Source organism: Ferranicluibacter rubi (assembly GCF_011603255.1).
GTDB lineage: Bacteria > Pseudomonadota > Alphaproteobacteria > Rhizobiales > Rhizobiaceae > Ferranicluibacter > Ferranicluibacter rubi.
This window is the reverse complement of the sequence record NZ_JAANCM010000008.1, coordinates 205,891-223,787: the sequence shown is the minus strand read 5'-3', so window position 1 is coordinate 223,787 and position 17,897 is coordinate 205,891. Positions and strand designations below refer to the sequence as shown.

The 17,897-nt window shown below is 63.3% G+C and carries 14 protein-coding genes; 4 read left to right on the top strand and 10 right to left on the bottom strand.

Annotated elements, in window-relative coordinates; all coding sequences use genetic code 11:
• Nucleotides 1-26 precede the first annotated feature (26 nt).
• The 3 genes from G8E10_RS16620 to G8E10_RS16610 are packed head-to-tail and all read left to right on the top strand — an operon-like array spanning nucleotide 27 to nucleotide 4,142.
• Nucleotides 27-2,270 carry an ABC transporter permease gene (locus G8E10_RS16620; RefSeq protein ID WP_110801297.1) on the top strand — a complete coding sequence of 748 codons (2,244 nt, stop codon included), beginning with the start codon at nucleotides 27-29 and terminating at the stop codon, nucleotides 2,268-2,270.
• Nucleotides 2,267-3,328 (top strand): ABC transporter ATP-binding protein, encoded by a 1,062-nt coding sequence (locus tag G8E10_RS16615; RefSeq protein ID WP_110801298.1) that lies wholly within the window; start codon nucleotides 2,267-2,269, stop codon nucleotides 3,326-3,328. Before G8E10_RS16620 ends, G8E10_RS16615 begins: the two co-directional genes overlap by 4 nt.
• Before the next feature lie 25 nt (nucleotides 3,329-3,353).
• Nucleotides 3,354-4,142, top strand: coding sequence for an inositol monophosphatase family protein (locus tag G8E10_RS16610; RefSeq protein ID WP_110801299.1), 789 nt, complete (start codon nucleotides 3,354-3,356; stop codon nucleotides 4,140-4,142).
• A gap of 61 nt (nucleotides 4,143-4,203) precedes the next feature.
• Here the strand turns inward: G8E10_RS16610 and G8E10_RS16605 are convergent, their stop codons facing one another.
• The 3 genes from G8E10_RS16605 to G8E10_RS16595 all read right to left on the bottom strand — a co-directional run bounded on the left by G8E10_RS16605 (nucleotide 4,204) and on the right by G8E10_RS16595 (nucleotide 8,995).
• On the bottom strand, nucleotides 4,204-5,475 hold the full coding sequence (locus G8E10_RS16605) for an MFS transporter (RefSeq protein ID WP_110801300.1): 1,272 nt from the start codon (nucleotides 5,473-5,475) through the stop codon (nucleotides 4,204-4,206).
• Nucleotides 5,476-5,760: 285 nt separating this feature from the next.
• Nucleotides 5,761-7,143 carry an aspartate aminotransferase family protein gene (locus tag G8E10_RS16600; protein ID WP_132664966.1) on the bottom strand — a complete coding sequence of 461 codons (1,383 nt, stop codon included), beginning with the start codon at nucleotides 7,141-7,143 and terminating at the stop codon, nucleotides 5,761-5,763.
• 322 nt (nucleotides 7,144-7,465) lie between these two features.
• Nucleotides 7,466-8,995: an MFS transporter gene (locus tag G8E10_RS16595; protein WP_167129997.1), complete on the bottom strand. Its 1,530-nt coding sequence runs from the start codon at nucleotides 8,993-8,995 to the stop codon at nucleotides 7,466-7,468.
• Between the two features lie 149 nt (nucleotides 8,996-9,144).
• Between G8E10_RS16595 and G8E10_RS16590 the strand changes: the two genes are divergently transcribed.
• Nucleotides 9,145-10,068: a LysR family transcriptional regulator gene (locus G8E10_RS16590; RefSeq protein ID WP_110801304.1), complete on the top strand. Its 924-nt coding sequence runs from the start codon at nucleotides 9,145-9,147 to the stop codon at nucleotides 10,066-10,068.
• 93 nt (nucleotides 10,069-10,161) lie between these two features.
• Here G8E10_RS16590 and glpK read toward each other — a convergent pair whose 3' ends face one another.
• From glpK to G8E10_RS16555, 7 genes are all read right to left on the bottom strand, one after another.
• Entirely contained in the window at nucleotides 10,162-11,664 is a 1,503-nt protein-coding gene (gene glpK, locus G8E10_RS16585; protein WP_110801305.1) for a glycerol kinase GlpK, read from the bottom strand.
• A 158-nt stretch (nucleotides 11,665-11,822) separates the two neighbouring features.
• A complete protein-coding gene (locus G8E10_RS16580) occupies nucleotides 11,823-13,544 on the bottom strand; it encodes an ABC transporter substrate-binding protein (protein ID WP_110801306.1) in 1,722 nt (573 codons plus the stop codon).
• A gap of 85 nt (nucleotides 13,545-13,629) precedes the next feature.
• Nucleotides 13,630-13,911 (bottom strand): DUF2160 domain-containing protein, encoded by a 282-nt coding sequence (locus G8E10_RS16575; protein WP_110728803.1) that lies wholly within the window; start codon nucleotides 13,909-13,911, stop codon nucleotides 13,630-13,632.
• 10 nt (nucleotides 13,912-13,921) lie between these two features.
• Complete coding sequence (locus G8E10_RS16570; RefSeq protein ID WP_245420112.1) at nucleotides 13,922-14,800, bottom strand: carbohydrate ABC transporter permease; 879 nt, start codon at nucleotides 14,798-14,800, stop codon at nucleotides 13,922-13,924.
• A 21-nt stretch (nucleotides 14,801-14,821) separates the two neighbouring features.
• On the bottom strand, nucleotides 14,822-15,688 hold the full coding sequence (locus tag G8E10_RS16565) for a carbohydrate ABC transporter permease (protein ID WP_110728802.1): 867 nt from the start codon (nucleotides 15,686-15,688) through the stop codon (nucleotides 14,822-14,824).
• A 3-nt stretch (nucleotides 15,689-15,691) separates the two neighbouring features.
• Nucleotides 15,692-16,780 carry an ABC transporter ATP-binding protein gene (locus G8E10_RS16560; RefSeq protein WP_110801307.1) on the bottom strand — a complete coding sequence of 363 codons (1,089 nt, stop codon included), beginning with the start codon at nucleotides 16,778-16,780 and terminating at the stop codon, nucleotides 15,692-15,694.
• 10 nt (nucleotides 16,781-16,790) lie between these two features.
• Nucleotides 16,791-17,873, bottom strand: coding sequence for an ABC transporter ATP-binding protein (locus G8E10_RS16555; RefSeq protein WP_110801308.1), 1,083 nt, complete (start codon nucleotides 17,871-17,873; stop codon nucleotides 16,791-16,793).
• Between the last annotated feature and the right edge of the window lie 24 nt (nucleotides 17,874-17,897).

Genomic DNA, 17,897 nt, shown 5'->3' with positions numbered 1-17,897 from the left:
TGGCATGGCTTGAAGAGGGGATCGGGATGGATACCGGCAAAGACAATCGTAACCGCAGACTGGATATCACGCTCGGTCTTGGCATTCTGGCCTTCCTACTCGTCCCCTGGTACAGGATCGAGGGCGGGTTTCTGGGGCTCGGCTGGTTGTCGGGCTTCCCCGGCGAAGCCTCGGTCTCGCCCGGCCTGTTGCAGATCCTTCTGCACGGCCGCTGGTGGCTCGCCATCGCTGCGCTGATGCTGGTGGTCGCCGGCATTGCCCGCTTCACGCGAGATCCGAAACGACGCGGCGCGCTCCTTGTCCTATCCGGTGCCATCGGCGTGGTGTTCCTAACGCTGCAGGGGCTGGCTATCGGTTATTCCGGCTGGTCCTGGACGATCAGTGAGACTCTGTTCGGGGCGCTGTCCGACGGGCAACCGTCGATGGGCGCCGGCGCCATGCTCTCGGCGCTGGTCTTCGTGCTCCTCTTCTCCTTCGGCCTTGCCGAGCGCGGCGCCATGAAGGGCGATGCCTTCGTCGTCGCTTCCATCGCGCTTCTCGTCTTTCTCGTTGCGATCTTCGTATTCTACCCGGTCGGCAGCATGCTGGTCGGCGCGTTTCAGGATTTCGACGGCTCGCTCAATCCGGACGGCTTCACCCGCAACATTCAGGACCCCGCCATCTGGAGCCTCGGCTGCGTCGTCGGCGGGGAGCGGTGCGGCGTTGCGTGGCGCACGCTGTGGCTGGCGATCATGACGGCCGGCGGCTCCACCATCATGGGGCTGGCCTTTGCGCTGGTCGCCACCCGCACGCGCTTTCCCTTCAAGAAGGGACTGCGCCTCCTCACCGTCCTGCCGATCATCACGCCGCCCTTCGTCATCGGCCTTGCGCTGACGCTGCTCTTCGGCCGCGCCGGCGTCGTTACCGAAGCGCTCTCCAGCCTGTTCGGCATCGAGCCCGGCCGCTGGCTCTACGGGATGACCGGCATCTGGATTGCGCAGGTCCTGTCGTTTACGCCCATCTCCTTCCTCGTGCTCATCGGCGTTGTCGAAGGCGTCAGCCCATCGATGGAAGAGGCATCACAGACGCTGCGCGCCGATCGCTGGCGCACCTTCTGGCGGGTCTCGCTGCCTTTAATGAAGCCGGGCATCGCCAATGCGTTCCTCATCGGCTTCATCGAAAGCATGGCCGATTTCGGCAATCCGCTGGTGCTCGGCGGCAGCCACGGGGTGCTCTCGACCGAGATCTTCTTTGCCGTCGTCGGCTCGCAGAACGATCCCTCGCGCGCCGCGGTGCTCGCCATCATCCTGCTCTGCTTCACGCTCACCGCATTTCTCGCCCAGCGCTATTGGCTGGCCGGCAAGAACTTCGCGACCGTCACCGGCAAAGGCGACAGCGGATCGCACATCGCCCTACCGCGCTCGCTCTCCATCGGCGTGCATGCCCTCGTCGTTCCGTGGATGCTCTTCACCATCGTCATCTACGGCATGATCCTCTTCGGCGGCTTCGTCAAAACCTGGGGGCTCGACAATTCGCTGACGCTCGATCACTACGCCAGAGCCTTTTCGGTCGAGATGCGCGACGGCGTGCTCGCCTGGACCGGCGTCGCGTGGAATTCCTTCTGGACGACCATGGAGATCGCGCTGATCTCGGCACCGCTGACGGCCGCTGTCGGGCTGCTCACGGCCTACATCATCGTCCGTCAGAAATTCGTCGGTCGCAACGTGTTCGAGTTCGCGCTGATGATGAGCTTTGCCATTCCCGGCACGGTCATCGGCATCAGCTACATCATGGCGTTCAACCTGCCGCCGCTTGAGATGACCGGCACCGCGCTGATCCTCATCGCCTGCTTCGTCTTCCGCAACATGCCGGTCGGCGTACGTGGCGGGGTGGCGGCCATGAGCCAGCTCGACAAGAGCCTCGACGAGGCGTCGTTGACGCTGCGCGCCACGAGCTTCCGCACGATGCGCAAGGTCATCCTGCCGCTGCTGCGCCCGGCGATCACGGCAGCACTGGTCTACTCCTTCGTGCGGGCGATCACCTCCATCAGCGCGGTCATCTTCCTCGTCAGCGCCGAATACAACATGGCGACCTCCTACATCGTCGGCCTTGTCGAGAACGGCGAGTATGGCGTGGCGATTGCTTATTCCTCCATGCTGATCGTCGTGATGATCGTCATCATCGCCGGCTTCCAGCTTCTCGTCGGCGAACGCCGGCTGCGCCGTGAAAACCGGGTCGCCGGCCTTCGCTCCGCGCCTTCATCCCTTCTCGGTCAGGAGAAAACAGCATGATCCATTCCCGCGCCGGTTCCGTCGTCTTCCAGCACGTCAAGAAGCAGTTCGGTGCCTTCACCGCCATTCACGACCTGTCCATCACCATCGAGCCCGGCCAGCTCGTGACCCTGCTCGGCCCCTCGGGCTGCGGCAAGACCACGACGCTGCGCATGCTCGCGGGCCTCGAACATCCCACCTCCGGGCAGATCCTCATCGGCGGCAAGGACGTGACGATGCTGCCGGCCAATGAGCGCGACGTGTCGATGGTGTTCCAGTCCTACGCGCTGTTTCCGCATATGAGCTCGCTCGACAACGTGGCCTACGGCCTCGAGTCCTCCGGCATGAAGCGAAAGGACGCGCGCGAGCGGGCGGAAGAGGGCCTGAAGCTCGTCGGCCTTGCCGGCATGGGCGCGCGGCTTCCCGCCGAACTCTCCGGCGGCCAGCAGCAACGCGTGGCCGTCGCCCGGGCGCTGGTGCTGGAGCCGCAGGTGCTTCTGCTCGACGAGCCGCTCTCCAACCTCGACGCGCGCCTGCGCCGGCAGGTGCGCACCGAAATCCGCGAGCTGCAGCAGCGTCTCGGCTTCACCGCCGTCTACGTGACGCATGATCAGGACGAAGCGCTGGCCGTCTCCGACCGCATCATCATCATGAAGGATGGCGTGATCGCACAGGAGGGCTCGCCGCGCGATCTCTACGAGGCCCCCGCTTCGGCCTTCATCGCCGATTTCATGGGCGAGGCCAACGTCGTCGCCTGCGACGTCATCCGCGTCGAAGGGGCGGACGCGACCATTCGCATCGGGGCGCTCGAACATCGCGTGCCCAGCCGCAACGCACGGCCAGGGCCTGCCAAGCTTGCCGTGCGACCGAACTCGATTACGCTGGAGCCGGCGTCAACCGCCGCCTTCCCGGGGCGGATTACCCATGCCGCTTACCTCGGCGACCATGTGGAATATGAGGTGGAGACCGGCACCGGGCGGCTGTTCGTGGTCGATCCCGCGGTGGAACGGGCGCTGCCGCCTGCAACAGATGTCGCTGTCGGCTTCAAAGGACGCGGCATTGCCATTATCAACGACTGAGCCGCTTCGTACACAAGGACTTCACATGACGCATGATCTCGACGCCCGCTTCGCTCTCGCGCAGACGATCGCCCGCAACGCCGGCGCTGTCGCTCTCGACTATTTCAACCGCCGCGAAACACTGGTCATCGAAACCAAGCGCGACGCGCAGGACGTCGTCTCGATCGCCGACCGCGAGGTGGAAAACCTGATTCGCGCCGCGGTGGCCGACGCCCACCCGGATGACGGATTTCTCGGCGAAGAGTACGGCCTTGCCACGGGCGCCTCAGGCTATACCTGGGTGGTCGATCCGATCGACGGCACCAGCCCCTTCGTCAACGGCATGCCGAGCTGGTGCGTTTCCATCGCGGTCCTCTTCAACAGCAAGCCGGTGATCGGCGTGATCTACGCGCCCTGCTTCGATGAGCTCTACGCCGCAGCCACGGGCAAAGGCGCCGTGCTCAACGGCCGGGTGCTGACCCTCGACCCATCACGCACCATCCGCAACGCCGTCACCGGCATCGGCGCCAACAATTACGTCACACCGGCCTTCGTCGGAAAGATGGTGGAAACGCTGATGGAAGCCGGCGGCAATTTCATCCGCAATGGGTCGGGCGCACTGATGCTCGCCTATGTCGCGGCGGGCCGGCTGGTCGGCTATTACGAACCCTACATGCATGCCTGGGATTGCCTTGCAGGCTATTGCCTGGTGACGGAGGCCGGCGGCTGGCACCATCCCTTCCCCGTCGAAGGCGAGCAGCTAACCCGCGGCGCCGCGGTATTGGCCGCGGCTCCCGGCGCCGTGGACGATCTGCGGCGCATTGCCGGGGTCTAGCACCGTCTCAGCCGCGGGCAGCACGCAGAATTATGCGGCCCGCGGACCATGTCCCTTCTCGTCACGCGTCCCGTGCCGACCGCAGCGTATGCGTCCCCAGCATGGCAAGGGCGCCGACAAAGCCAACGGCTGCGAACGCGTAGAAGCCCCACGGGTGGCCCATGCCGAGCGACACGAGCGTTCCCCCGACCAGCGGACCGGCGATAGCACCAAGGCGGCCGACGCCCGCCGACATGCCGAGCGCGGTGGCGCGGATGGCAGGCGGGTGGTTTGCGGCGGTGAAGGCATAGACGAGGACCTGGGCCGAAAAGACGAAGCAACCGGTCATGAACACCAGAGGATACAGCAACCCGACCGGGGTTTTCACCGAGAGGATGGCCAGCAGGACGCCGCCGCAGACGAACCACAACACCGCGGCCCGCTTCAGGCCGATCGCGTCGCCGACGCGCCCGGCGACGATCAGACCGACGACGGCACCCGCATTGAGAAGTAGAAGCAGCCAAAGCCCGCGCTCAAGCCCGTAGTCGGCGGCGACCATCATCGCCGGAAGCCAGGTGTTCAGCGCGTAGACCAGAAGAAGTCCCATGAAGGACGTCACCCAGATGGCGATGCTGTTGCGCAGGATCGGCGGGCGAAGAAGGGTGGCGATCGACGGCCGCTCCTTCGGCTGACCGGCCACCGGCGCGTCGATATTGAGACCGAAGGCATCGCCAATCTGGCGGGCCTCTTCGGTTCGACCCTTGGCGAGCAGGAAAGCCGGAGATTCCGGCAGGTAACGGATCATCAGCGGGACGAGCACGAAACCGGGAACGGCGCCTGCGAAGAACATGGCGCGCCAGCCGAGCGATGGCAGAAGCAATAGACCGAGAAGGGCCGTCGAAACGGCCCCGACGTGATAGCCGGTCATGACCGTGGTCGAGGCCTCGCCGGCCTTGCCGCGTGAAAACTCGGTGACCATGGCAATGGCTGTCGGTAAGCAGCCGCCCAGCCCGAAGCCAGCAAGGAAACGGAAGATACCGAGCTGCCACCAGTTCTGCGCCAGGCCACAGGCGAGCGTCAGCAGCGAGAAGGCGGCAACCGCCCAGATCATCACCTTGCGGCGGCCGAGGCTGTCTGTCGCGATACCGATCGACAACGCCCCGAGCGTCATGCCGACAAGGCTGATGGTCGATACGAAGGTCGCTTCCGGCGCCGTCATCCACGGCGTTTCACCGCCCGTCAACGTCGGGATCAAAGCTCCCAGTACCACGAGATCGAAACCGTCCAGCACCACAGCGGCCCAACAGAGTGTCGCGACCCATCCGACCGCGACGCCGCTCTTTCCGATTGTCATTTTCTCTCCTTCCCAAGCCTATATCGACGGGAGAGAAGCACGTCGCTCTGCCGTTTCCCCCGCGGGCAGAAACAGGGAGCGTCAAGCATTGCGGCTTACTCTCTCGTCCTGACAACGGACCGTGGCCTTTCCCATCTGCGGAAAATTCACACGTCCGCCCTCCGGCTCCGATACTGCAGGGATCCTCCGGTTCGGTAAAATGAGTTTTTCTCGCGGATTGATAACCCGCGAGTTATGGTCGCTCCGGAAAGTGTGGCAGGTCCGGCGGAGATATCCTGCTCAGAGTTACGCCAGCCCTTCTGCGGCGACGGCGCCCGTCAGGCGGTCGAGTGTGCGCCCCATGCGGGTCATGATCTCGGTGATATCCTCGGGCGTCACGATCAAGGGCGGGCAAAGTGCCAGCTGATCGCCGATCGCCCGGAAGATCAATCCCTCTTCATGGCCGATGGTGGAGGCCAGGGCGCCGGCACGGCCGAGCTTGTCGAACGGCTTGCGCGTCGCCTTGTCGGCGACCAGTTCGACGGCGCCGATAAGGCCGGCACCTCGCGCTTCGCCCACCAGCGGATGATCCGCAAAGGCCTGGAGTCCCGCCTGGAACTGTGCCTCAAGACGGGCGGCATTGCCCATCAGGTCACGCTCCTCGATGATCGCGAGGTTTTCGAGCGCGACGGCGGTTGCCACCGGGTGACCGGAGGCGGTGTAGCCGTGGCCGAACATGCCGATCTTCTCCGAGTTGTCGGCGATCGCCTGGTAGATCGGGTCCGAAAACAAGACCGCGGCCAGCGGCATGTAGGACGACGTGATCTGCTTCGACAGCGTCATGATGTCGGGCGTGAAGCCATATTTCTGGCAACCGAACGGCGTCCCCAGACGCCCGAAGCCGCAGATGACTTCGTCGGAAACAATCAGGATGTCATGGGCGCGGCAGATCCGCTCCACACCTTCCCAGTATCCGACCGGCGGCGGCATCACGCCGCCTGCCGCCATCAGCGGCTCACCGATAAAGGCGGCGATTGTGTCGGCGCCTTCGGTTGCGATGACCGTCTCGAGTTCGGCGAGCAGCCGTGCCGTGAAGGCCGCCTCGTCTTCGCCGGGCGCCCCGAAGCGGTAGAAATGCGGGCACGTCAGATGATGCACGGGGATGGCCGGCAGGTCGAAATCGCGGTGGTTGGTGGGCAGGCCGGTCAGGCTGCCGGACGCAACCGTGATGCCGTGATAGCCCTTGATACGGGACAGAAACTTCTTCTTGTTCGGGCGGCCGAGCGCATTGTTCATGTACCACACCATCTTGACGATCGTGTCGTTGGCTTCCGAACCCGACGAGGTGAAGAAAGCGCGGGAGATGTTCGGCGGCGTCATCTCGACCAGCTTTTCGGCAAGCCGGATCGAAGGCTCGTGCGATTTCGACGAGAACGTATGATAATAGGGCAGCTTCAGCATCTGCCGGTGAGCAGCCTCGGCGAGCCGGGGCTCGGAAAAGCCGACGGCGACGGACCACAGACCAGCCAGCCCCTCGATATATTCCTTGCCGGTATTGTCGTAGACCCGGATGCCCTCGCCGCGATCGATCACCAGCGGCCCGGTGCGTTCATGCTGGCGCATGTTCGTATTGGGGTGCAGCACATTGGCGATATCGGCGTCGGCAAGGGAATTTGAGAGAGGCGTCATGAAGGGTCTCGCGGAGGGGGATAAGGGAAGACGTCGTCGCGACAGGCCGTGTCAGGAACCGAGCGTATTGCTGCGCCCGTCGGCAATGACATGGTCCATCGCACAGTCGGACATGGAGGGAGCGCTTCGCAGCGAAACAACCCGTTCCGCTGATCGGTCCTGTGCCTGGCTGAGCATGGGCGACGACCTCGGGAATAGCAAGACCGGTTCCTGGCCGGCCTGCGATTTCCACGCGTCCTTCACGAAGAGCGAGGTCGTGCGGCGCCCTGGCTTGCCGACTTCGGCGATCGCTTGCAGGCGTACTGCAGCCTGATCGAATTCTTCAGGCCGCGCTTTCGACCCTAGCCTCGCTCACATCGTGAGCGTTCGTCCTGAGGAAGACGAAGACCACGAGGGCGGTCAGAAGGGTGATGGCGGTCAGCAGGAGGAGGAGGTTGCTGAAGGCATTCGAGTAGAGCGACGTCAGCACTGCCCGATCGATTCCCTGCAAGGCATTCCCGGCCGCGCCGAGATCTCCGGCGGCAAGCCTTTGGGCGCTCGTCGCAATGGTCGAAGGTATGGCGCTTCCCTTCAATCCGTCGGCAACCAGCATCGACAGGATCGCGCTGACGACCGCGAGCGCAACGCCTTCGCCGGCGACCCTCGTGGTGCTGAAAATGCCTGTCGCCATTCCTGCGCGCTCCTTGGGCACAACGCTGACCGCAAGGCCATCCATCAGCCCCCAGGGAAAGCTGATGCCCGTACCGATCACCAGCATGGGCAAAGCGAGTGCAAGAACCGGAGCACCGACCTGGATCTGCGACAGCCAGAGCAGACCGGCGGCCGAGATCAGCAAACCCGCCCCGCAAATCGTGGCAGGGCGGAGCCAGCGCGTCAGAAGTCCGGCCACGATCGGCAGGATCAGCAGCGGCGCCGAAAGCGCGATCATCAAGGTCCCCGCCGCCGCCTCGCCCATACCCTCTACGCCGATGAAGCGCCCGGGAAGCAAGACCAGCAAGACGACGAAGCCATAGGCCGGAGCCGCCGCAAGCAGCTGAACGCCAACGAAACGGGGATAGGCGAACAAGGAGAGGTCCAGCATAGGCCGGGAGACCGCGCGTTCAGTGACCACGAACGCGAGGAGGAAGACGAGTGCGCCTGCCAGCAATCCCAAGACCATGCCGTCGCTCCAGCCACGCTCGGGCGCCAGCAAAATGCCGTAGGTGAAGAGGCCGAGCGCCGCGGTGAAGGTCAGCGCTCCGCCCCAGTCGAGCCCGCGAGACGCCGGATCCCGGCTCTCCTTCAATGCGTACCAGCCGAAGATGAAGGCGAGAACGGCAAAGACGACCACCGCCAGGAAGATACTGCGCCAGCCGAGTGCCTCGATCATCAGGCCCGAGGCCACCGGGCCGAGCGACAGGCCGACGCCGAAGCTGGTGCCGACGATGCTGAAGGCGCGAAGCCGCGCCGGCCCCTCGAACGCCTGCGCCAGGGCGGCCATGCCGCCCGAAAACGCTGCAGCCGCTGCAAACCCTTGGGCCGCGCGCAAGAGATCGAACACCAGAATATCTGTGGCAAAAACGAGCGCGAACGAGACCACTGCGAAGGATCCGACACCCGCCAGGAAGATCCGCTTGCGGCCATAGCTGTCCGCCAAGGCGCCCGCTGCCATCAGGGTCGATCCGAAGGTGAGCATGAAGGCGTTCGTCACCCAGGCGATGGCGACCGGACTGCCGCCCAGCGCCCGCCCGATGGAGGGCAACGCCACCGCCGTGCCCGTGAACGTGAGGGGCATGGCAGCAGCGGCAAGGCAGACGGCCAGCAAAGCCAGCCATGTTCGAGGTCCGTCAGACGCGCGGGATGAGGATGACATGCGTGTTTCCCTGAAGCTGGAGAATGGTGCGCCAACACGCGCCCTCTTTGCGCTTCAGTATATTTATGATTGAGTATTCGAAAATGGCGTCATTCTTCCGGATATAACGGATCAAAACGCTCGAATGGCACTATAAAGGAGCAGAAGACATGGACCGTTTGACCGGCCTCGGGGCCTTCGTCCGCACCGCCGATCTCGGCAGCTTCGTTGCCGCCGGACGTGTTCTCGGTCTATCCCCGTCTGCTGTCGGAAAGGCTGTTACACGGCTGGAAAGTCAGTTGGGCGTCCGGCTCTTTCAGCGTTCGACCCGCAGCCTGCGGCTGACGGAAGAAGGGCGCGCGTTTCACGAACGATGCCGCCACATCCTCGACGATCTCGACGACGCGCAGGAAACGCTGCTGCGAACCCGGGAAACTCCACGTGGGCGGGTCAAGGTCAGCGCGCCCATCGTCGCCTACCACCTGCTCCTGCCGGTGCTTTCCGAGTTTCTGTCGCTCTATCCGGAGATCGAACTCGATCTGGACTTCACCGACCGCATCGTGGATCTCATCGACGAAGGCGTTGATGTCGCTATCCGAAGTGGGCAATTGCCCGACAGCCGCATCATGGTCCGCATGCTTCGGCCGTTCCGGATGCTCCTCTGCGCGTCACCCGCCTATCTGGAGAAATGCGGAACGCCGGCCTGCCCGCGCGACCTGTCCACCCATGTCGGGATCGGCTTCCGCTATCCCAATAGCGGCAAGATTCAGGACTGGCCCTTGATGCGTCCGGCGGGCGAGCCCGATGTCAGGATCCGTCACGTCCTGACATGCAACAATATGGAGGCATTGCGCGGCGCCGTGCTGCGCGGACTCGGCATCGGCTGCATGCCGGATTTTCTCGCCGCCGCCTCACTCAGGAACGGAGAGCTTACGCCGCTGCTGCTGGATCACCTCGATGCTCCCGGCCAGTTCAACCTGATCTGGCCTTCGAGCCGGCATCTTTCCCCGAAAGTGCGGGTCATCGTCGATTTCATCAGCAAGAGGTTGTTTTCCAGCGAATGTCAGCTTCTCCCGACACTGTCAGATTCTTAAGGCTTCGAGACTTCCGAAGAATCACCGCTTAGCCGCGAATCAGTCTGCGCGCAGGTTCTGTCCGAACCTGTCACCTGACAAGGAAAGCGAGCGTCACGCAGCGGGGCGATTCGTCAAGCAGCGGGCAACGCAGTCCTTCCAGCCGTCGATGCCGGCCTGGCGCGCACCATCGCTCTCTTCCGGCTCGAACCGGCGGTCGCATTGCCAGGCTTCGGCAAAACCGGCCTGATCGGGCCAGAGGCCGGCGCGCGAGCCGGCGAGCCATGCCGCACCGAGAACGGTGGTTTCCAAGACAACGGGACGATCGACGGGTGCTGCGAGGATGTCGGCGAGGCGCTGCATCGTCCAGTCGGAGGCGACCATGCCGCCATCGACCCGCAAGACCGTCCGCTCGCGCTTGTCGCCCCAGTCCTTCTTCATCGCTTCCAGAAGGTCGTGCGTCTGGTAGGCCACGCTTTCCAACGCCGCACGCGCGAATTCGGCAGGGCCGGTGGCTCGCGTCAGACCGAAGACGGCGCCGCGCGCATCGGGGTCCCAGTGCGGCGCGCCGAGGCCGGTGAAGGCCGGTACGAGGTAAACATGCTGGTTCGGGTCCGCCGTCTTTGCCAGTTCCTCGGCTTCGGACGACTTGGAGATGAAGCCCATTTCGTCGCGCAGCCATTGCACGGCGGCGCCGGCGATGAAGATCGAGCCTTCCAGCGCATAGGTCGTCTTGCCGTCGAGACGGTAGGCGATCGTGGTCAGCAGGCGGTTGGAGGAGACGACGCGGTCCTCGCCCGTGTTGAGAAGCGCAAAGCAGCCCGTTCCATAGGTCGATTTCAGCATGCCGGGCGCAAAGCAGGCATTGCCGATGACGGCAGCCTGCTGATCGCCGGCCACGCCGAGGATCGGGATTTCCGCACCGAAGATGGCGGGATCGGTCACGCCGAAATCGGCCGCGCAATCCTTCACCTCCGGCAGCATCGCGCGGGGAACGGACAGGATGTCGAGAAGCTCGTCGTCGAAACGGTTCTCGGAAATATCGTAGAGCAGCGTGCGCGAGGCGTTGGTTGCGTCGGTCACATGTACGCGCCCGCCGGTCAGCTTGTAGATGAGCCAGCTGTCGATGGTCCCGAAGCAGACCTCGCCCTTCTCGGCGCGCGCGCGCAGGCCGTCCACCGTGTCGAGCAGCCAGGCGAGCTTCGTGCCGGAAAAGTAGGGATCGATCAGGAGGCCGGTCTTCTCGGTGAACAACGGCTCCAGCCCGCGCGCCTTCAGCTCGTCGCAAAACCGCGCCGTGCGCCGGTCCTGCCAGACGATGGCACGGTGAACGGGCTCGCCTGTCTCACGATCCCAAACGACGATCGTCTCACGCTGGTTGGTGATGCCGATCGCCGCGATATCGGTGGCCGCGATGCCGGCCTTCTCGATCGCCTTGCGGCTGGTGGAGAGCACACTCTCCCAGATCTCCTCGGCATCATGCTCGACCCAGCCGGAATCGGGGAAGAATTGCTGGAATTCCTGGCCCGCAACGCCGGCAATGGCCATGTTCGCGTCGAAGATCATCGTTCGGGTGGATGTCGTTCCCTGATCGATCGCCAGAATGTAACCGCTCATTCGTCCTCGTCTCCCATCGACCCAGCCCACGCCACCCCGGCGCACGCGATGCCTCGTCATTCCGCTCGCGGTCCCGGCACTGTCACGTCGGGGGCATGCGGCGTCAATAAAAGGCCGGGGCACGTGTCGCGCCCCGGCCGTTGTCTAGCGGGTCAGGCTTACTTCTGCCAGCTCTTGACGAGTTCGTCGTAGTTGACCGTCAGAGGCTTTTCTTTCTCGTTCTCGATCTTCAGCTGCGGCGCGATGTTGCCCTTTTCGGCTGCATCCTTGCTCCAGTATTCGATATCGTGTTCCTCAGCGAGGTTCGGACCGATATCGCCCTGGACGCCGGCACGCTGCAGGCGCTGGAGAACCTTTTCCTGCTCGGCGCAGAGCGAGTCCATCGCTTCCTGTGGCGTCTTGCTGCCGGCGGCGGCATCGCCGATCGCCTGCCACCAAAGCTGTGCCAGCTTCGGGTAGTCGGGAACGTTGGTACCGGTCGGCGACCATTGCACGCGAGCCGGCGAACGGTAGAATTCGACGAGACCGCCGAGTTCGGGCGCACGCTTGGTGAAGCTCTTGTCCTGGATGGTCGATTCGCGGATGAAGGTCAGGCCGACATGGCTCTTCTTCACGTCCACGGTCTTCGAGGTCACGAACTGTGCATAGAGCCAGGCGGCCTGCGCGTTCTTTTCAGGCGTGGACTTCATCAGCGTCCAGGAACCGACGTCCTGATAGCCGAGCTTCATGCCGTCCTTCCAGTAGACGCCATGCGGCGACGGTGCCATGCGCCATTTCGGGGTGCCGTCCTCGTTGACAACCGGCAGGCCCTTCTTGACGGCATCGGCGGTGAAGGCCGTGTACCAGAAGATCTGCTGGGCGACGTTGCCCTGTGCGGGAACCGGGCCAGCTTCGCCGAAGGTCATGCCCTGCGCTTCCGGCGGAGCATAGGCCTTCAACCAATCGAGGTACTTGGCGATCGAGTAGACGGCAGCCGGGCCGTTGGTGTCGCCGCCGCGTGCAACGCAGGAGCCGACCGGCTGGGACTTCTCGTTGACCTTGATGCCCCATTCATCGACGGGCAGACCGTTGGGCAGGCCCTTGTCGCCGTTGCCGGCCATCGACAGCCAGGCATCGGTGAAGCGCCAGCCGAGCGACGGGTCCTTCTTGCCGTAGTCCATGTGACCATAGACCTTCTTGCCGTCGATCTCGCGGCCGGTGAAGAACTCGGCGATATCCTCGTAGGCAGACCAGTTGACGGGAACGCCGAGGTCGTAGCCGTACTTCGCCTTGAAGTCGGCCTTGTTCTTCTCGTCGTTGAACCAGTCGTACCGGAACCAGTAGAGGTTGGCGAACTGCTGGGTCGGAAGCTGGTAGAGCTTCTTGTCCGGCGCGGTGGTGAAGGACGTGCCGATGAAGTCCTTGATGTCGAGCGTCGGGGACGTCACGTCCTTGCCTTCGCCGGCCATCCAGTCGGTCAGGTTGCGCACCTGCTGATAGCGCCAATGTGTGCCGATGAGGTCCGAGTCGTTGACATAGGCGTCATAGATGTTCTCGCCGGACTGCATCTGCGTCTGCAGCTTCTCAACGACATCGCCTTCGCCGATGAGGTCGTGCGTGACCTTGATGCCGGTGATGTCGGTAAAGGCTTTGGCCAGAACCTTGGACTCATATTCGTGCGTGGTGAGCGTCTCGGAAACGACCTTGATCTCCATGCCGGCAAAAGGCTTTGCCGCATCGATATACCACTGCATTTCCTTTTCCTGGTCGGCGCGGGTCAGCGTCGAAAGGTCGCCGATTTCCTTGTCCAGGAATGTCTTTGCCTCGTCCATGCCGGCAAATGCCGACCCGGTAAAGGCGAGCAGCATGGCTGCCGTCGATGTTAGAAGATGCCGTCGCATGAGTAGTCCTCCTCTTAAGGTTTCTGCGATTGCTGTCACGGGCGCCAGGACCCTCCCCCAGCAAAACCCGTGTCGTTCAGATGCCTCAGACCAGCTTGAAGACGCCGATGGCGTAGACAACGGACAGGGCAAGAGCCCACCACACGTTGGGACCGACAAGCCCCAGCCATGCAAGGTGAATGAAGGCGCTGCCGAGCAGCGACACGAAGAGGCGGTCTCCCCGTGTCGTCTCGAAGCGCAGGATGCCGACGCGCGGATTGCCGCCGGGCGAAAGGAATTCCCAGATCCCCATGCCGACCAGCAGCGTCAGGATCGTCACGAAGAACAGGACCGTCGGCAGCGTCCACGCCATCCAGGAGAAGTTCATGTCGGTCTCCTTACACGCGGCCGAGGGCAAAGCCCTTGGCGATGTAGTTGCGGACGAAATAGATGACGATGGCGCCGGGGATGATGGTGAGCACGCCGGCCGCAGCCAGCACACCCCAGTCCATGCCCGATGCCGAGACGGTGCGCGTCATGATCGCGGCAATCGGCTTCGCATCCGTCGTGGTCAGCGTCCGGGCGATCAGAAGCTCGACCCAGGAGAACATGAAGCAGAAGAAGGCGGCGACGCCGATGCCGGATGCGATCAGGGGAATGTAGATCTTCACGAAGAAGCGCGGGAAGGAATAGCCGTCGATATAGGCGGTCTCGTCGATCTCCTTCGGCACGCCGGACATGAAGCCTTCGAGGATCCAGACGGCCAGCGGCACGTTGAACAGGCAGTGTGCAAGCGCCACGGCGATGTGCGTGTCGATCAGGCCAAAGGCCGAATAGAGCTGGAAGAACGGCAACGCGAAGACGGCAGGCGGGGCCATGCGGTTGGTAAGCAACCAGAAGAACAGGTGCTTGTCGCCGAGAAACCGGTAGCGCGAGAAGGCGTAGGCTGCGGGAAGCGCCGCCAGCACCGAGATCACCGTGTTCATCACCACATAGATGATCGAGTTGATGTAGCCCTTGTACCAGGACGGATCTGTGAAAATTACCGCATAGTTCCGCAATGTCGGTTCATGCGGATAGAGCGAGAAGGTGCTGGTGATCTCCATGTTCGTCTTGAAGCTCATATTGACGAGCCAGTAGATCGGCAGGAGCAGGAAGACGATGTAAAGCGTGGGCACCAGCCAGGACAGGCTAATACCTGTCGATGGGGCCGATGCGCGACTGACCGTCGTCGATGTCGGCGTGTTGATGGCCGGATTGGTCATTGTTGTGGTCATGGTTTCTCCTCCCTCCCCGGATCAGTTCTGAGCGTCGCTGGTGGTCATCACGGTGTAGAAGATCCATGAGAGCAGCAGGATGATGAGGAAGTAGATGAGCGAAAGGGCGGCGGCCGGACCGAGGTCGAACTGGCCAATGGCGGTCTTGACGAGGTCGATCGACAGGAAGGTCGTGGAGTTGCCGGGGCCGCCGCCGGTGATGACGAAAGGCTCCGTATAGATCATGAAGCTGTCCATGAAGCGCAGCAGAAAGGCGATCAGCAGCACGCGCTTCATTTTCGGCAACTGGATGTAGCGGAACACGGACCAGCGCGATGCGCCGTCGATCTTCGCAGCCTGATAGTAAGCGTCTGGAATGGAGACGAGACCGGCATAGCAGAGCAGCACGACGAGGCTCGTCCAGTGCCAGACGTCCATGACGATCAGCGTGATCCAGGCATCGAAGACGTTGTTGACGTAGTTGTAGGGAATGCCGAGCGCTGCGAGCGTATAGCCCAGCAGGCCGATATCGACGCGTCCGAAGACCTGCCAGATCGTGCCGACGACGTTCCACGGAATGAGCAGCGGCAGCGACATCAGGATGAGGCAGACCGGCACACCGAAACCTTTCTTCGGCATGTTCAGCGCGATCAGGATGCCGAGCGGAATCTCGATCGAGAGAATGATGACCGAGAACAGCAGATTGCGCTGCAGCGCATCCCAGAAGCGCGACGAATGCAGTACCTGGATGAACCAGTCGGTGCCGGCCCAGAAGAACTCGTTGTTTCCGAACGTATCCTGCACGGAATAATTGACGACGGTCATCAAGGGGATGACAGCGGAGAAGGCGACCAGCACCAGCACCGGCAACACCATGAACCAGGCCTTGTTATTCCAAGTCTTTTCCATGGCTCAAGCCCTCACATTGGCGGTGGACGGATCGGAGACCCGCCAGCTGTCGGCATAGATGTTGACGGCTGCGGGATCGAAGGTGATGCGCGGCTCGGACGGGATCTCGCCATTTTCGCCAAGCACGATCGCCATCGGCCGGTCGGCGAACAGCGCACGCACGATCTTGTGGCGACCGATATCCTCGACCTTGGAGATCGTCACCGGCATGCCCTCGCGGCCGAGCCGCACGAACTCCGGACGGATGCCGAGCTCGACCTTGGCGCCGCTGGCGATCTCGGGCTTGAAGCCGAGTGCCACTTGTCCGCCACCGAGATCGGCGGTCGTCCCGTCGATGCGGGCGGGGATGACGTTCATGCCCGGCGAGCCGATGAAATAGCCGACAAAGGTGTGCTTCGGCTTTTCGAACAGCTCGGCAGGCGTGCCGATCTGCACGATCTCGCCGTCATACATCACCACCACCTTGTCGGCGAAGGTCAGCGCTTCGGTCTGGTCGTGCGTGACATAGACCATGGTGAAACCGAACTGCTTGTGCAGCCGCTTCAGCTGCGAGCGCAGCACCCACTTCATGTGCGGATCGATGACGGTCAGCGGCTCGTCGAACAGGATGGCGCTGACATCGTTGCGCACGAGGCCGCGGCCGAGCGAGATCTTCTGCTTCTGGTCGGCCGTCAGACCGCGCGCGGTCTTCTTGGCCCACGAGGACAGATCGATTATCTCAAGGATTTCCTTGACGCGACGATCGACCTCGGCTTCCGGAACGCGGCGATTGCGCAAGGGGAAGGCGATGTTGTCGTAGACGGTCATCGTGTCGTAGATCACCGGAAACTGGAACACCTGCGCAATGTTACGGTCCTGCGTCGGCAGATTGGTGACGTCCCGCCCGTCGAACAGGATGCGGCCTTCAGACGGCGTAACCAGGCCGGAGATGATGTTGAGCAGGGTGGTCTTGCCGCAGCCGGAGGGCCCGAGCAGCGCATAGGCGCCGCCATCGTCCCAATCGTGATGGACTTCCTTCAGCGAGTAATCGGACGGCGATTTCGGGTTCGGGCCGTAGGCGTGGCGGATATGGTCGAGGCTGATGCGGGCCATGTCTGTCTCCTCACGCCGCTCTGTCGAGACGGCCGGTGATGGCGCGTCCGTCGGTGGAAAAGGCCATGAGATGGCGGGTATCGAGCGCCAGGTTCACGCGCGTGTCCGGCTCGATATTGCGGATGCCGGGCTCCAGCATGACCCAACGTGCGCCGGCGCTCTCCACATGTACGAAGCTCTCCGAACCGGCGATCTCGCTGATGATGATCCGCGCCGGAAGCACGGCTGCCGCATCCGAGGTGCCGTCGAGCGACAGATGGTAGGGGTGAAATCCGATGGTGCAGGGACCGTCGGCGATATCGGCGAGATGGGCGGGAACCGGCAGAAGCGGCGCACCATCCTGCAGGAAGCTGCCACCGGACTTCACCACAGCCAGTGTGTTGAGCGGCGGATCGGCAAAGGTTTTGGCTGTGACCAGATCGACTGGCCGGCGGTAGACGTCGATGGTCGGGCCGAACTGGCTGATGCTGCCGTGATGCATGGTCGCGGTATGGCCGCCGAGCAGCAGGGCCTCGCCCGGCTCGGTGGTCGCATAGACGAAGATCGCGCCGGAGGCCGCGAAGATCTTCGGCAGTTCCTCGCGCAGTTCCTCGCGCAGCTTGTAGTCGAGGTTGGCGAGCGGCTCGTCGAGCAGCACGAGGCTTGCATTCTTGACGATCGCACGCGCCAGCGCCGTGCGCTGCTGCTGGCCGCCCGAGAGATTGAGCGGCGTACGTGCGAGATAAGGCGTCAGCTTCATCAACTCGGCCGCTTGCTTCACCTCGCGGTCGATGGTGGCGGCATCCTTGCCGGCGATCCGCATCGGCGAGGCGATGTTCTCATAGACCGTCATGGCGGGATAGTTGATGAACTGCTGGTAGACCATGGCGACCGAGCGATCCTGCACGCGAACGCCGGTCACGTCCTTGCCGTCGAAACGGATCGTGCCGGAGGTCGGCTTGTCGAGGCCGGCCATCAGCCGCATCAGCGAGGTCTTGCCCGACAAGGTCGGTCCGAGCAGCACGTTCAGCGAACCGCGCTGCAGGACGAGGTTCGTCGGATGGATGTGCGTATCCGCTCCTACGACCTTTGTGATGTTCGTCAGTTCCAGCATGTCTTTCCTCCCAGCCCGCGGCGC